This window comes from Mesorhizobium sp. B1-1-7 (assembly GCF_006442705.1).
In the GTDB taxonomy this organism is placed as follows: domain Bacteria; phylum Pseudomonadota; class Alphaproteobacteria; order Rhizobiales; family Rhizobiaceae; genus Mesorhizobium; species Mesorhizobium opportunistum.
In genome coordinates this window covers 325,363-341,072 of sequence record NZ_VFWQ01000007.1, presented here as the reverse complement: position 1 = coordinate 341,072, position 15,710 = coordinate 325,363, and the positions used below count along the sequence as shown (strand labels likewise).

Below are 15,710 nucleotides of genomic sequence, written 5' to 3'. Positions count from 1 at the left end.
ATTGCAAGGGATCTGGATAATTAGCTTTGGTAGCAGCTTGCTCTCAAATCAGGGACCTGACGCTCGGTGCATCTACCACCATCACGCCGAGGCGCAAGCGTTTTCCTGCAGGGAAAGCCCCTTTTTCCCGTTCCAACCATGGAGCTCACGAAATGTATATTAGCGTTACTTTACAATGCTTTGTCGCTTGAGCGCCCCTTCGAAGCGTTGTCTCTGCATCGGCCTAAAATGTGCGGGAGCCATTGCCTAGTTTGCCTCCGGAGCTTCCCTTGAGAATCGGCATCGATGGCAGAAACCTCGGGTCGGCAACCGATGGCATCGGCCGGTTCGTTCACAATGCCGTCAAGGCGTTGGCGGCTCTCGACGCCGATGTGGTTGTCTATGCGCCCGGCAAGATCAATGCGGATTACGACATTCCGCGTGGCGTTTGCGTGCGGATCGCCAACTTCAGGGGGCCTGTCGCCCGAACCTTCTGGGGCCAGGTCGTGCTGCCCACCTTGGCCCGGCGCGACCGTGTCGACGTGTTCTGGGGGCCTTCGCATCGTTTGCCCTTCGCCCTCGCCAGCGGCATCGGGCGTGTGGTCACCATCCACGACCTCGTCTGGCTGCATGCCGCACAGACGATGCGAACCCGGACCTGGGTGGGCGACAGGTTGCTGATGAAACCCGCGCTGAAGGCAGCTGATGTCGTGATTGCTGATTCGGCAGCCACGGCCGCCGCACTGAAGAGCGAATTCCCCTGGCTGAAATCGCCGGTCAGGACAGTTTATCCCGGCACGGTCGCGCTGCCGGCCCCCGGTGATGTTTCGAGCCTGGAGCCGCTCGGCATCACCAGGCCCTATGCGCTCTTTGTCGGCACGGTCGAGCCCCGGAAGAACCTCGGCAATCTGATAGAGGCCTATGGCCTGTTGCCGGCGGGCACCCGGTCCGGCTGCGATCTGGTCATCGTCGGCGGCTCGGGGTGGAAACAGACGGGCCTTGCCGATATGGTGCGCGCCGGCGGGCTCGAGGCGAATATCAGGTTTACCGGGTTCGTCGATGACAGGACGCTCGCCACGCTTTATGCCAATTGCCTGTTTCTGGCGATGCCATCTCTCTACGAAGGGTTTGGTTTTCCGATCGTCGAGGCACAGTCTTTCGGCAAGCCGGTGCTGACGTCGAACACGTCGTCCATGCCGGAAGTCGCCGCGGACAATGCCGTCCTTGTCGACCCGAATAATCCCGTGGCAATCGCCGCTGCATTCAACCGGTTCTGTGTCGATGTGGAATTCCGACAGGGCATCGCTGCGGACGCCAAGGAGAATGCCGGGCGCTTCACCTGGGAGAATCACGCCAAGGGCATGCTTCAGATTTTTGGACAGGCCATCGCGCAAAGGCGGAAGAGCAACGCTTGAAAGTCCTGCACTTCTTCAAGACATACTGGCCGGACTCCTTTGGCGGGGTGGAGCGAACGATACACGCCATTGCTCAAAGCACCGCGCGCCACGGCGTCGAAACGGAGGTGCTCTCATTGAGCCGCGCTCCGGACGAGAATACCCAGCGCCTTGATGGGCACATGGCCCAGAAAGCCCGGCTGGATTTCGAGCTAGCATCAACGGGGTTTTCGCGCGGGGTCTTTCGGAAGTTCGCAGAGGTCGCTGAAAGCGCCGACCTCATCCATTATCATTTTCCATGGCCGTTCATGGACCTGGTGCATTTCCATGCCCGTCACGGCAAACCGACAGTCGTCACCTATCATTCCGACATCGTCAAACAGAGGCTGCTGCTGCCTTTTTATCGACCACTGATGCTGCGCTTCCTGAAGGACGTCGGCGCGGTCGTTGCGACATCCCCCGACTATTTGAGATCGAGCCCTGTTCTCAAGGCCTTCGGGGCCAAATCGACGGTCATTCCCATTGGCATCGATGAACAAGCTTACCCGACGCCAGACGAGGCCGACAACAGTTGGTGCCGGTCGGCAGTAGAAGGGCCTTTCGTGCTGTTCGTCGGCGTCCTGCGCTACTACAAGGGGCTGGATGTACTCATCCAGGCAGCCGACAAGGTTCGATGCAAGATAGTGATCGCTGGTTCGGGGCCGATCGAGCAGGAACTCAGACTCCAGGCCAAGACGCTGCGGCGTGACAAAGTGATTTTCCTTGGCGAGGTTTCGGAGCCGCAAAAAATGGCGCTCCTCCACAACTGCCTCGGGTTCGTTTTTCCTTCAAACCAGAGGTCGGAAGCCTATGGGCTTTCGTTGGTCGAAGCAGCAATGTGCGGCAAGCCGATGATTTCGTGTGAGATTGGAACTGGAACGAGTTATGTCAACGCGGCCGGTGAGACCGGGCTTGTTGTTCCGCCTTCCGATCCGGAACGACTTGCCGAAGCGATCAACCAGTTCGTCGACTCACCTGACGAGGCGGTGGACTTGGGGCGAGCTGCCCGAGATCGCTACGTTCGCCTCTTTACGGCTGACAGAATGGGAGAAGCATACGCCGATCTCTATCATCGACTCGACAACCATCAACGCTGAATGAGGTGCCGAGCGCCGCCGCTTGCGCCGGCTCTCTGTCACCGCGAATGCCAGCTCGAGTTCCAGACGGGCCAATCGGCTATGCCTCTACGCCACCGCCCCTACCCTGCTTCCGGGGGGGCTTGCCGCGACCCAGGGAGCCTTTATCCCGATCATTCGTTCTAGCCTGAGTTCAACGCAACCTGGCAACGATGAAAGGGGGGCAGAATGTACTTCATCGCCCTGGCGACTGACTACGATGGCACGCTGGCGCATGACGGCATCGTCTCCAAGAAAACGCTCGCTGCCCTGGAGCGCTTCAAGAAGAGCGGCCGCAAGCTGGTTCTGGTCACCGGGCGCGAACTGCCCGATCTCAAACGCGTCTTTCCCGAAGTCAGCCTGTTCGACAAGGTAGTCGCTGAAAATGGCGCCTTGATCTACACGCCGGCAAGCGAGGAAGAGCGGGCGATCTCGCCCGCGCCGGATCCCAAATTCGTCGCCCGGCTGAAGAAGCTCGGCGTCAAGCCGCTTTCGGTGGGGCGCTCGATCGTGGCGACATGGGAGCCGCATCAGGCGACAGTGCTCGACGTCATCAAGGAGACCGGCCTGGAGCTCGAAATCATCTTCAACAAGGGCGCGGTGATGGTTCTGCCGAGCGGCATCAACAAGGCCACCGGGCTGATCGTCGCGCTTCAGGATCTTCGGCTCTCGCCACACAATGTCGTCGGCGTCGGCGACGCCGAAAACGACCATGCCTTCCTGCAAGCTTGCGGCTGCAGCGTCGCCGTGGACAACGCGATTCCCGCCGTCAAGAACACCGCCGATCTGGTCATGCCAGGCGCACGCGGCAAGGGCGTCGAGCAACTGGTCGACAAACTGATCAAACACGATCACGAGATCGTTTCGAGACGGCATGACGGCATTGTTTTGGGATCGGCCGCCGGCGACGATGTCTATTTGTCGCCGACCGATACGGTGCTGATCGCCGGCAGTTCGGGCATCGGCAAATCCACCTTGGCCACAGCGCTGACGGAACGCTTCGTCGAGAGCGGATTTCAATTCTGCGTGTTCGATCCCGAGGGCGACTATGACGGCCTCGAGGGCGCCGTCCGGATGGGCGATGGATCAAGCGCACCGACAAAAGCGCAAGTGCTGGACTTGATCGCCAAGGCCGACAGCAATGTCGTCGTCAACGGGCTGGCGCTGCGCGTCAACGAGCGGCCGGACTTCTTTGCCGACCTTTTGCCCGACCTCGGCAGTTTCCGCCGCCGGACGGCCAGACCGCACTGGCTGGTCATCGATGAAGCGCACCATCTTCTTCCCAAGCGGCGCGAAGATACGCGTGCGGTCCTGTCACTGGAATTGCCGGGCACGGTCTTGATCACGGTCCATCCCGAAGCGATCTCGACCGATGCGCTGCGGCTGGTAACAGCCATTGTTGCCCTTGGCCCCAAGGCGAAGAACGTCGTGAAGGTCTTCTGCCGCGAGATCGGCATCGACCCGCCAAAGGACATGTCCTCGCCCAAGGGCGAGCGCGTGTTGTTCTGGCGGCCCCAGAAACGCAAGAAAATCGCCACGGTCAAGGTCGTCGAGCCGCGCCAATCGCTGAAGCGGCACAGCCGCAAATATGCCGAAGGCCAGCTCGATGAGGCGGGCAGCTTCTATTTCCACGGCCCAGACGATGCAATGAACCTCAGGGCTCACAATCTGATGATTTTCGCCCAGATCGCCGAAGGCATAGACGACAGGACCTGGGAGTTTCACTTGCGTGCCGGCGACTATTCCAAATGGTTCCGCAACCAGATCAGGGACAAGGACCTGGCGCGCGAAACCGCCGAAGCGGAGAAGGACAAAACGCTGTCGGCCGAGGAGAGCCGCAAGCAGGTGCTCGATGCCGTGCGCCGCCGCTACACCGCCCCCGCCACCGCACCTGAAGAATAGACCTGCAATGCGCCCGTCGCACCCTTCGTCAGGAACTTTTATGGCCAGCTGCCGTTGACTCGGCTCCACAAAGCGGGCGGCACCCTTTGCTCGAGAGTTTTCCCGTGGACGCGAAAACCCAGACAAAAGAACCGGATGAAACGTACAAAAAGCGCGAAGCTTCGAGCCGGACGAAGCCAGGCCCATCGCCCAAACGCAAAGGGGCTGAGGCGCGAACCGACGCCCCGGAGAATGAGGCGGGCGACAAGAACGCAGGGCAGGCGAAGCCTGGCCTGCTGAGCCTCCCGCGGCGGCGTCCCTACCTGTCCATCGCCATCCTGATTGTCCTGCTGCTGGTCGCGGCGGGGCTCGTCATGTGGTGGCTGAACGCCCGCCAGTATGAATCGACCGATGACGCCTTCATCGACGCCCGGACGGTGACGATCGGCGCCGAGATATCAGGCCGCGTCACCGACGTCGCCGTAACGGACAACCAGCCGGTCAAGGCGGGCGATATCCTGTTGCGCATCGACGACGCCGACTATCAGGCTAACCTCAAACAGGCAGACGCAGGCGTGGCCGCGGCACAGGCCGAGATTGCCGACGTCAAAGCCCAGATCGAAGCACAGAACGCAAAGATCGACGCCGCGCAGAAACAGGTGGCCCAGGCCCAGGCCGCGCTCGATTTCGCCAAGGCCGAGGACCAGCGCAACCGCGAGCTCCTGGCCAAGGGTACGGCCACGCAGCAGCAGGCCCAGCAGGCCGCTTCAACGCTGCGCCAGGATCAGGCTGCTCTCGACAGCGCCCAAGCCAACGCGGCTGCCGCCAAGAGCCAGATCGTGGTCCTGCAGGCGCAGGGCAAGAGCGCCGAAGCCAAGCTCAACCAAGCCAAGGCGAGCCAGGACCAGGCGCACACCACGCTGTCGCGCACCACAATCACCGCGCCGGTTGCCGGGCGTGCAACCAGCATCTCGGTTGGCCAGGGCACCTATGCCCAGCCCGGCCAGGTGCTGATGATGTTCGTTCCCGACGAGGTCTGGGTGAAGGCCAATTTCAAGGAAACGCAGCTCGATCTGATGCGGCCTGGACAGCCGGTCGACATCGACATCGACGCCTATCCTGAAAAATCCTTCCATGGCCGCGTCGACAGTATCCAGGCGGGCAGCGGCACCGCCTTCAGCCTGCTGCCGGCCGAGAATGCCACCGGCAACTTCGTCAAGGTCGTGCAGCGCGTGCCGGTCAAGATCGTCTTCGACAAACCGCCGGGCGTGCTGCTGGGACCGGGCCTGTCGGTGGTGCCGACCGTCAAGGTGCGGTGAGTGGCGAGATGGCCGGCGCGCAAAGCGAAAGCAGATCCGCCGCCGGTGGGCGCAATCCCTGGCTGATTGCAATCGTCGTCTCGATCGCCACCTTCATGCTGGTGCTCGACACCTCCATCGCCAACGTAGCGCTGCGCAACATCGCCGGCAGCCTGGCGGCCGGTATGGATGAAAGCACCTGGGTGATCACCACCTATCTGGTGGCGAATTCGGTGATCATCCCGGTCAGCGGCTGGCTGGCCAGCGTCATCGGCCGCAAGCGTTACTACATGCTTTGCGTGGCGACCTTCACCATCGCATCGCTGCTGTGCGGGCTTGCGCCCAACCTGGAACTGCTGATCGTCTTCAGGATCCTGCAGGGCCTCGGCGGCGGTGGCATGGCGCCCAGCGAACAGTCGATTCTCGCCGACACCTTCCCGCCCGAAAAACGCTCTCAGGCGTTCGCGCTCTACGGCATCGCCGTCATCGTCGCGCCGACGGTGGGGCCGACCATCGGCGGCTGGCTGACCGATCATTTCTCCTGGCATTGGATCTTCTTCATCAACGTCCCGTTCGGCATCATGTCATTGGCCTTGGTGCAGTGGCTGGTCGTGGAACCGGATGTGCTTGAACGCGAACGCCTGGAGCGGCTAAAGGGCGGCCTCAGAATAGACTGGGTCGGGTTCGTTCTGGTCGCCACCGCGCTTGGCTGCCTCGAAATCTTTCTCGACGAGGGCCAACGCAACGATTGGTTCGCGTCGGCCTTCATCACGACCTTCGCGGTGATTTCGGCGATCTCGTTCCTGCTGCTGATCCCCTGGGAGTTCAACCACCGCGATCCGGTCGTCGACATCCGCTTGCTGTTCAGCCGCCAGTTCGGTACGTCGTTCCTGGTGATGATGGCCGTGGGCGCGGTGCTGTTCAGCACCACGCAGCTGATGCCGCAGCTGCAGCAGACCGCCTTCGACTATACGGCGACACTATCGGGCCTCTCGATGATGCCGGGTGGCATCGCCATGCTGATACTCATGCCGATTTCCGGATTTGCCGGCAGCATCGTCCAACCCAAATACCTGATCATGGCGGGGATGTCCGCTGTCGCCATCGCCCTGTGGCATATGACGGCGCTGACCCCGGACGCCAGCTTCCGCTTCTTTGCCTTTGCGCGCGTTTTCCTGATGATCGGCCTGCCGTTCCTGTTCATCCCCATTTCGACCGCGGCCTATGTCGGGCTGGCGCCGCAGCAGACCAACCAGGCATCGGCGCTGATCAATGTCGCCCGCAATATCGGCGGCAGCATCGGCGTATCCTTGTCCAACACGGTGATCGCCCAGAACGCGCAACTCCACCAGGCACACCTCGTCGGCCACACGGCACAGTCGTCGCCGGCCTACCAGCAGGTGCTGCGTCAGGCGACCGAGCACTTCGTGGCTCAAGGCTCGCCTATGGTCGAGGCAAAACAGCAGGCGATCGGCTGGATCGGGCAGCTGATAGCGCGCCAGGCCTCACTGCTCGCCTATGTCGATGTCTTTCGGTATTGCGCGGTAGCAACGGCGATCCTCGTGCCGCTCGCTCTGCTGCTGCGGTCTCCAACACCGAAGGCCGGAAAGCGCTAGCCGCATTCCTCCCAAATCCCATCAGACGTTTGCCGGGCAAAAACGTCCCGATGTGGTCAGAGTTGCGGAACCATCCCCCCGGCATAGGGGTTTCTTTCGATGTCTCTCGAAAGGATGAAGGAGCGACCATGCGGATTTTGACGATAGCCATCGCACTTTCCGGGGCGGTCATCACTCAGCCCATCCATGGGCAAACCATCGCGCCGCAGCTCCCCCAGATGACGTCACCGCAGGGGGAAGTCCAACCGGAGCAGACGCTGCCCGATCAAGGCTCTCCTGATTTGAATTTCACCGGCGTCGCCGTTGTCGCGGTCGAGGATTTGCCTGCAGAAATCAAGGCACAGGCGGATGCCGTGATCAATCAGACCAGCGCGAAGGACTTGCTTCGGCTGCAAAACTCCATCGATGCTTCGCCTCAGGCAAGCTCGGTATTGAGGGCGAACGGGCTCAACTCCTCGCAGGTCGTCGCGGCAAACATCGATGGTGATGGCACTTTGACGCTGATCATCCAGACGACGACTTGAGCGGCGCGGCCGAATCACGCTGCGAAACCAATAAACGCACTTGCCAATAAACGCACTTGCAGAGAGCCGTCATGGCCGAAGCCGCCGTTCGCAACTTCACCATCAATTTCGGACCGCAGCATCCTTCCGCGCACGGCGTTCTTCGGCTGGTGCTCGAACTGGATGGCGAGATCGTCGACCGCGCCGATCCGCATATCGGGCTGCTTCACCGCGGCACCGAGAAACTGATCGAGTACAAGAACTATCTGCAGGCCCTGCCCTATTTCGATCGGCTCGACTATGTCGCGCCGATGAACCAGGAGCATGCCTTCTGCCTCGCCGCCGAGAAATTGCTCGAAATATCGGTGCCCAAGCGCGGACAGCTCATCCGCGTCCTGTTTTGCGAAATCGGCCGGCTTCTGTCGCATCTCCTCAATGTCACGACACAGGCCATGGATATTGGCGCGCTGACACCGCCGCTATGGGGATTTGCGGAGCGCGAGAAGCTGATGGTCTTCTACGAGCGTGCCTCCGGCGCCCGCATGCATGCGAACTATTTCAGGATCGGCGGCGTGCATCAGGACCTGCCTCCGAAGCTTCTCGACGACATCTGGGCCTTCTGCGACCCGTTCCTCAAGGTCTGCGAAAATCTCGACGATCTGCTCACCGGCAGTCGTATTTTCAAGCAACGCAATGTCGATGTCGGCGCCATCTCCCTGGATGATGCCTGGGCCTGGGGTTTTTCCGGCGTCATGGTGCGTGGATCGGGGGCGTCATGGGACCTGCGCAAGGCACAGCCGTACGAATGTTACCCCGAAATGGATTTCGACATACCGGTCGGCAAGAATGGAGACTGCTATGATCGCTACCTCGTTCGCATGGAGGAAATGCGCCAATCGGTCCGGATCATGAAGCAATGCCTGGACAAGCTGCGGTTGCCGGAAGGCCAGGGGCCCGTGGCCATCCCGAACCAGAAGATCACGCCGCCGCCGCGTGCCCGGATGAAACGGTCAATGGAAGCGACCATCCAGCATTTCAAACTTTACACGGAAGGGCATCGTGTGCCGGCCGGAGAGGTCTACGCCGCGGTCGAGGCTCCGAAAGGCGAGTTCGGCGTCTACCTGGTTTCGAACGGCAGCAATGTTCCCTACCGGTGCAAGATCCGCGCGCCGTCCTTTGCGCATCTGCAGGCGATGGATTTCCTGTCCCGCGGGCACATGATCGCCGATGTTGCAGCGATCATCGGATCGCTCGATATCGTGTTTGGGGAGATCGATCGCTGACCGGTGCGCCGATCACGAACCGCCGATCACGCATTTTTGTCGAAATCGGTGATCTCGCCCGCGTGGCGCATCATGCGGCGAAAGCTCATCGAGATATGGGCGCGCCTTATATGGCCGATCGACTCCCAATCTCCGATTTCCGCAGCGGCCAGGACCTCCTCCATTTCCCGACGAAAGGCAGTGAATTCTTCGACAAGGCCGAGCTGCGGCATCATCTTCAGGACGACCCGCGCGACCTGAAAATACAGGCGCTCGCTGATCTCGCGCAGCGGCTGGTTGCCGGTCATCGCGGTGAGTTCGTAGAAGAAATCCATATTGAGGCGAAGAAAGGCGCGCTGATCGGGGTTGAGAATATCGGAGTCGCAGCGCGCGATAAGCGCCCTAATCCGATCGAGATCCTCCGCTGTGCACGGGATCGGCGAAAGCTTGCCGACGAGCAGCGCCAATTCCAGCCTCAGATGGTAGACCTGCTGCAATTCCTCGATATCGACATCGGTGACGATCGTGCCGACGCCATGGACGGATTGAACGAGACCCTCGGATTCCAGCCGCGCCAGCACACGTCGAACCGGTGTCCGGCTGATCTCGAATTCCTGGGCCAGTTCTTCCTCGGAGAGATGGCTTCCCGGAGCATAGTCCAGCAGGCAGATGCGGTCGCGCAAGATCCGGTAGATGCGCTCGAACCGCTCGCGCGCCGAGAGCGGGCGCAGGGGCACGGCTAGGAGCGTGGCATCTGTCTCAAGCGTCATCCAGCCTCCAGGACAGCATGCAGGAATTGCCGTGTCCGCTCGTTCTTGGGTGCCCCGAACAGTTCGCTAGGCGGCCCCTGTTCGCAAATCTTGCCTTGGTAGAAGAAGCAGACGCGATCGGAAAACTCCTTGGCGAAACCCATCTGGTGGGTGACCATCAGCATCGTCAGATCGTGCTCGCGACCGATCTGCCTTATCACCTGCAGCACTTCGCCGACAAGCTCCGGGTCGAGGGCCGACGTGACCTCGTCGAACAGCATGATCTTGGGCCGCATGGCCAGCGCCCTGGCGATGGCGACGCGCTGCTGCTGGCCACCGGACAACTGGGACGGGTAGTGATCCTTCTTCTGGGCCAGCCCCACCAGTTCCAGCAGCTCGGCCGCGCGCGCCTCGGCATCCGACCGCTTCATGCCAAGCACCGTCATCGGCGCCTCGATGCAGTTGGCCATCGCCGTCATATGCGGGAACAGATTGAAGGACTGGAACACCATGCCGATCTTCGCCCTGATACGGCGAATATGGGCAAGGTCGGCAGGCACGAGCTTGCCGTTCTTCTTCATGTGGGTCAGCGGTTCGCCCTCGACCCAGATGACGCCGTCATTGATCGTCTCCAGCGTCATCAGCATGCGCAGCACCGTCGTCTTGCCGGAGCCGGACGGGCCGATGACCGAGACTTTTTCGCCACGCGCGATTTCAAGATTGAGCCCGTCGAGAACGGTGAGCGAGCCGTAGCGTTTCGAAACATTTTCGAAACGGACCATCGGTTGTTCCGTCATCGCGTGGACCTCCGGTTGAGCAGGCGTTCGAGAGCGCGGATGAGCGCGGCCGAGACCAGGCTCATGGCAAGGAAGAACAGGCCGACCAGCGTGATCGGCTCGGTGTAGCGGAACGTGTCGGAACCGATGATCTTGGCGGTCTGCATCAGCTCCATCACGGCGATAGCCGAAAGCAGCGGCGTCTCCTTGAACAGGGCGACGAGGTAGTTGCCGAGCGCCGGAACGATCGGAGGGATCGCCTGCGGGATGATGATGTCGCGGAACGTCGTCCAGGCCGACAGATTGAGCGCGATCGAGGCTTCCCACTGGCCGCGATGGATGTTGTCGAAACCGGCGCGATAGACCTCGGAGCAATAGGCGGCGTAGTGGATGCCGATGGCAAGCACCCCGGCGGTGAAGGCATCGAGCACCAGGCCGAATTTCGGGAAGACGAAGTAGATGAAGAATATCTGGATGAGCAGCGGTGTCGAACGGATCAGCTCGACCAGCACCGAAATCGTCCAGCCGGTCCATGGCACCGCAATGCGCACGACGGCCAGCACCAGGCCGAGGGTGGCTGCGAGCACGAAGCCGATCAGCGTCGCCTCCACCGAAACGATGGCTGCCTGCGCCAGCACCGGCAGGATTTCGAGGGTGAAGCTCCAGTCCCAGATCATGCTGCTTTCCCCCGCGCCAGACCGGCCGATGCGCGCCGTTCGAGCAGCCGCATGCCGATGGTGAGGACCAGCGACATCACGAGATACATCAGCAGGACGAGCGTGAAGATCGGGATGGTCTTGAACGTGTTCTGGTTCATCTGCTGCGCCTTGAAGGCAAGGTCGGAGAGCGTGATCAGCGAGACCAACGAAGTCGATTTGAGAAGCTCGATGAACAGGTTGCCCCAAGGCGGGATCATGGCGACGAAGGCCTGCGGGAGGATAACCCGCCGCAGCATCTGGGCACGGCTCATGTTCAATGCCGTGCATCCCTCCCACTGGCCGCGACCGACCGACAGGATCGCGCCGCGCACCACCTCCGATCCGTAGGCGCCGACGTTCAGGCCAAGCGCCACCACCGCCACCAGAAACGCGTCGAGGGTGACGCCGAATTGCGGCAGCACGAAAAACAGCCAGAACAGTTGCACCAGCGCCGAGGTGCCGCGAAAGATCTCGACATAGACTGTTGCCAGCCATCTGAGCGGCGCCGGGCCGTAAAGCCGGGCGAGCGCGGCAAGCACGCCCATGACGACGGCGAGCAGGCTGCCAAGGATGGCGATCTCGATCGTCAAGACCGCGCCCTGCAGCAGACCAGGCAGAAACAGGCTGTAGGCCTGCTGTGTCGCCAGGACACCGATGACGGCGAGTGCAACCGCCAGCATCGCTACAAGCGTGCGGATTCCCATCTGCGTCTCCGAAAAAGGGGCGGCGCCTTGGCGCCGCCCAGCAGTTGGGACCCTATTTGCCGGCGCAGAGCTCGGCGGTGGTCTTGTTCGGCAGGTAGTCCTTGCCGAAGCCAAGCGGCTCGACCAGGGCGATATGCTCAGGCGAGCCGAGGAATTTCTTCAGCTCGGCGTTGAAGGCCTCTTGCAGATCGGTGTCTTCCTTGCGGAAGCCGAAGCCGCCATGGCCCTTCACCGACTTCCCGTTAACCTCGCCAAATGGTTTCGTCGATTCCACGCCGTCGGCCTTCTTGGCCATGTCGGCGATCGAAAGCGCGGTCAGTGCGGCGGCGTCGGCGCGGCCGGCCTGGACAGCCGCGACCAGACTGGACTGGTCGGGCAACGAGACGATCTGCCCCGCGGCAACACCCGCGTCCTTGGCGTAGCCGCCTTCGACAGCGCCGGCCATGACAGCGAGCTTGAGGTCCGGATTGTCCTTGATGCTGGAGTAGTCCTTCACGCCCTTGGGATTGCCCTTGACCACCAGCATGGCCTGGCCGATGCCGTAGGACGGTTCGGAGAAATTGATCTCGGCGCAACGCTTCGGATTGATGAACATGCCGGCTGCGATGATGTCGAAGCGGCCGGCCTTGAGACCCGGGATGAGCGAGCCGAATTCGGTCAGCACGCCGTCGACCTGCGGAATGCCCATCTTGGCGAGCACCGCCTTGGCGACTTCCGGCGCCTCGCCGGTCAGCTTGCCGTCGGGCGTGGCGAAGCCGAACGGTGCCTCATTGGCGAAGCCGACTCGGATGTAGCCGTCCTTCTTGGCCCGTTCGAGTGTGGTCTCCGCATGAGCGGGCAGCGACGCGAGCGACGTGGCGGCAAGCGCAAGACAGGCGGCCGCCTTCATGACGATGCGGCGCGAGATCGATGATTTCAGCATACTTTTCTCCCGTTGAACAACCGATGATGGTTCCCAGCGCAACGACCTTCTTCGAGGCTCAAACGCGCTTGACCAGACGTATACAACTGCCCTAGAGATTGTGCAAGCCAAGACACAGAAACCTTTGAAAATTCGACATTGACGTGATGATTCATTGCCAAGTTGTGCACAATTTAGGCAATTTGGCCGCTGCGAGGGGTGGACAGCGTAGGTGACGGGCGCGAACCATCCGGGGGCACTCACGAACGCCCCGGCGACGTGGCGCGCGAACTCATCGTTGTCGATTGGCCTGTCGAGGGACCATGCCGGCGACGAAGCCGGCAACAGCAAGCACGAGGACGCCTGATGGACCGCAATCCCTTTTCCGAAGCCGAAATCGCCGGCCGTCTCGCCAGGATCCGCAAGGCTCTGGCAGAACGCGAACTCGATGCCGCGGTCTTCGCTTCGCCGGAGAACGTCTTCTATCTCACCGGGCTCGATCATTGGGGGTATTTTGCCCCTCACCTGCTGATCGTCCCGATCGAGGGCAAGCCCGTGCTGGTCACCCGTTCGATGGAAAGGGTAACCATCGAGAAACAGGTGACGGCGGCGGAATTCCGCGGCCATTCCGATAGCGAAACGGCAGCGGATCTTGCCGCGCGGGTGCTGGCGGAACTCAGCCTTCCCGGCAAGCGGATCGGCCTCGAATACTGGACGGCAGGCTTGAGCCATGGGCTTGCCGTATCCCTGGAGGCGCAGGTCGATGCCAAATGGAGCGACGTCTCCGGGCTGGTCGACAGGATGCGGCGGGTAAAGAGCACCGAGGAACAGGTTTTGATGCGGCGGGCCGCCGCGGTGACCGACGCAGCCGCCCAAGCCGCTATCGCGGCGATCGCGGATGGCGCCGCCGAACAGGAAGTCGCCGCCCAATGTGTCGCGGCGATGATCCGTGCCGGCGGCCATGCGCCGGGCTTCGGCCCGTTCATCCGCCCGGCCGCGCGGCTTGGCGAGGAGCATACGACATGGGGCGACGGCATCTATCGCAAGGGCGAGCCGGTTTTCGTCGAACTGTCCGGCTGCATCTCGCGCTACCACGCGCCGCTCGGCCGGCTCGTTCGCATCGGTCACATCAGCGACGAGGACGCCGCGATGGCAGAAGTGACCGCCAGGGCGTTCGACGCGGTCGTCAAGGCCCTGCGTCCAGGGGCCAAGGCGCGCGATGTCTACGCCGCCTGGCAGGCCGTCGCCGACGAGGCGGGCCTTTCCCACTATCGCCGCCATCATTGCGGCTATCTTGTCGGCGCCGGCCAGCCGCCATCGTGGACCGGCGGCAATTCGGTGACCGGGCTGCGGCACGATTCCGATCTCGAGATCGAGACGGGGATGAGCTTCCACATCCTGTCCTGGCTGATGGGCACCGGCCGTGGCGACGACTTCGTCTCCAACACCGTGCTTTTGACCGATGCGGGCGCCGAAGTGCTGACCCGCACGCCGGCCGGCCCGATCGTTCGATAGGCCTGCACGTCATGGCGCGCTATTCGGCATTCTCAATTTTCCGCAATGCGCTGTCGGGCCAGAAGAACTGGCAGCGCGCCTGGCGGCCGGCGGAGCCCAAACCGTCCTACGACGTGATCGTCATCGGCGGTGGCGGACACGGTCTCGCCACCGCTTTCTACCTTGCCGAGAACCATGGCATCCGCAATGTCGCCGTGCTCGAAAAAGGCTATATCGGCGGCGGCAATGTCGGCCGCAACACCACCGTCATCCGCTCCAACTACCTGCTCGACGGCAACACCCAGTTCTACGAATTCTCGATGAAGCTCTGGGAGGGCATGTCGCGGGCGCTGAACTTCAACGTCATGTTCTCGCAGCGCGGCCAGCTCGTCACTGCCCATTCAGCCGACCAGCTCGACGGCTTCAGCCACCGCGCCAACGTCATGCGGCTGAACGGCATCGACGCCGATATCCTCGACCGTGACGAGGTGCGCCGGCTGGTGCCCTATCTAGACTTCTCCGACACCGCACGCTTTCCGATCCATGGCGCCATCTTCCAGGGCCGCGCAGGCACGGCGCGGCATGACGCCGTCGCCTGGGGCTATGCGCGCGCGGCCGATGGCCATGGCATCGACATCATCCAGAACTGCGAGGTTACGGGCTTTGTCCGCGACGGCGAGCGGATCGTCGGCGTCGAGACAACGAAAGGCCGGATCGGTGCCGGCAAGATCGGCCTCGCGGTCGCCGGCCACACATCCATCCTCGGCGCCAAGGCCGGCCTTGAACTGCCGATCGAAAGCCATGTCCTGCAGGCCTTCGTCACCGAACCGCTGAAGCCGCTGGTGGACCATGTCGTCGCCTATGGTGCCGATCATTTCTATGTCAGCCAGTCGGACAAGGGCGGGCTGGTCTTCGGCGGCAATCTCGACGGCTACAATTCCTATGCCCAGCGCGGCAATCTCGGCGTCGTGCGCGAGGTGGCCGAGGCGGCGATCGCCTTGATGCCGTGCATCTCGCGCATTCGTCTGCTGCGGCATTGGGGCGGCGTCATGGACATGACCCCGGATGCCAGCCCGATCATCTGCCCGACGCCGATCGACGGTCTCTATCTCAATGGCGGCTGGTGCTATGGCGGCTTCAAGGCAACGCCGGCTTCCGGCTGGTGCTTTGCCCACACAATCGCCACCGGCAAACCGCATCCGTTGATCGCCGCCTACGGGCTCGACCGTTTCCGGACCGGCCGCACCCTGGATGAGGCCGGCGCTGGCCCTTCCGCCTGGCTGCAATAGGAGGCGATGAGG

General features: G+C 62.2%; 14 protein-coding genes. 9 read left to right on the top strand and 5 right to left on the bottom strand.

Annotation, left to right across the window (positions count from 1 at the left end; translation table 11 throughout):
- Positions 1 to 269: 269 nt before the first annotated feature.
- The 7 genes from FJ978_RS14685 (at position 270) to FJ978_RS14655 (ending at position 9,108) form a co-directional block, all read left to right on the top strand.
- Positions 270 to 1,394, top strand: coding sequence for a glycosyltransferase family 1 protein (locus FJ978_RS14685; RefSeq protein ID WP_140572676.1), 1,125 nt, complete (start codon positions 270 to 272; stop codon positions 1,392 to 1,394).
- On the top strand, positions 1,391 to 2,509 hold the full coding sequence (locus FJ978_RS14680) for a glycosyltransferase (RefSeq protein ID WP_140572675.1): 1,119 nt from the start codon (positions 1,391 to 1,393) through the stop codon (positions 2,507 to 2,509). The genes FJ978_RS14685 and FJ978_RS14680 overlap by 4 nt, the downstream gene beginning before the upstream one ends.
- Before the next feature lie 207 nt (positions 2,510 to 2,716).
- A complete protein-coding gene (locus FJ978_RS14675; RefSeq protein WP_140572674.1) occupies positions 2,717 to 4,429 on the top strand; it encodes an HAD-IIB family hydrolase in 1,713 nt (570 codons plus the stop codon).
- 104 nt (positions 4,430 to 4,533) lie between these two features.
- On the top strand, positions 4,534 to 5,727 hold the full coding sequence (locus FJ978_RS14670) for an HlyD family secretion protein (RefSeq protein WP_246678128.1): 1,194 nt from the start codon (positions 4,534 to 4,536) through the stop codon (positions 5,725 to 5,727).
- Between the two features lie 8 nt (positions 5,728 to 5,735).
- Positions 5,736 to 7,322: a DHA2 family efflux MFS transporter permease subunit gene (locus tag FJ978_RS14665; protein ID WP_140572672.1), complete on the top strand. Its 1,587-nt coding sequence runs from the start codon at positions 5,736 to 5,738 to the stop codon at positions 7,320 to 7,322.
- Positions 7,323 to 7,450: 128 nt separating this feature from the next.
- On the top strand, positions 7,451 to 7,846 hold the full coding sequence (locus FJ978_RS14660; RefSeq protein WP_140572671.1) for a hypothetical protein: 396 nt from the start codon (positions 7,451 to 7,453) through the stop codon (positions 7,844 to 7,846).
- 71 nt (positions 7,847 to 7,917) lie between these two features.
- Entirely contained in the window at positions 7,918 to 9,108 is a 1,191-nt protein-coding gene (locus FJ978_RS14655) for an NADH-quinone oxidoreductase subunit D (protein ID WP_140572670.1), read from the top strand.
- 26 nt (positions 9,109 to 9,134) lie between these two features.
- Here FJ978_RS14655 and FJ978_RS14650 read toward each other — a convergent pair whose 3' ends face one another.
- The 5 genes from FJ978_RS14650 to ehuB are packed head-to-tail and all read right to left on the bottom strand — an operon-like array spanning position 9,135 to position 12,936.
- A complete protein-coding gene (locus FJ978_RS14650; protein WP_140572669.1) occupies positions 9,135 to 9,857 on the bottom strand; it encodes a GntR family transcriptional regulator in 723 nt (240 codons plus the stop codon).
- Positions 9,854 to 10,633, bottom strand: a complete 780-nt coding sequence (gene ehuA / locus FJ978_RS14645) for an ectoine/hydroxyectoine ABC transporter ATP-binding protein EhuA (RefSeq protein ID WP_013893773.1) — start codon at positions 10,631 to 10,633, stop codon at positions 9,854 to 9,856. Before ehuA ends, FJ978_RS14650 begins: the two co-directional genes overlap by 4 nt.
- Positions 10,630 to 11,289: an ectoine/hydroxyectoine ABC transporter permease subunit EhuD gene (gene ehuD, locus FJ978_RS14640; RefSeq protein WP_013893772.1), complete on the bottom strand. Its 660-nt coding sequence runs from the start codon at positions 11,287 to 11,289 to the stop codon at positions 10,630 to 10,632. The genes ehuA and ehuD overlap by 4 nt, the downstream gene beginning before the upstream one ends.
- Entirely contained in the window at positions 11,286 to 12,014 is a 729-nt protein-coding gene (gene ehuC / locus FJ978_RS14635) for an ectoine/hydroxyectoine ABC transporter permease subunit EhuC (RefSeq protein WP_140572668.1), read from the bottom strand. Before ehuC ends, ehuD begins: the two co-directional genes overlap by 4 nt.
- A 52-nt stretch (positions 12,015 to 12,066) precedes the next feature.
- Positions 12,067 to 12,936: an ectoine/hydroxyectoine ABC transporter substrate-binding protein EhuB gene (gene ehuB, locus FJ978_RS14630; protein WP_013893770.1), complete on the bottom strand. Its 870-nt coding sequence runs from the start codon at positions 12,934 to 12,936 to the stop codon at positions 12,067 to 12,069.
- Positions 12,937 to 13,281: 345 nt separating this feature from the next.
- Between ehuB and FJ978_RS14625 the strand changes: the two genes are divergently transcribed.
- Both FJ978_RS14625 and FJ978_RS14620 read left to right on the top strand, forming a co-directional pair.
- The gene (locus FJ978_RS14625) at positions 13,282 to 14,430 is read left to right on the top strand and encodes a Xaa-Pro peptidase family protein (RefSeq protein ID WP_013893769.1); all 1,149 of its coding nucleotides are present in this window, start codon (positions 13,282 to 13,284) and stop codon (positions 14,428 to 14,430) included.
- Positions 14,431 to 14,441: 11 nt separating this feature from the next.
- Positions 14,442 to 15,698: a sarcosine oxidase subunit beta family protein gene (locus tag FJ978_RS14620; protein WP_140572667.1), complete on the top strand. Its 1,257-nt coding sequence runs from the start codon at positions 14,442 to 14,444 to the stop codon at positions 15,696 to 15,698.
- Positions 15,699 to 15,710: the final 12 nt, after the last annotated feature.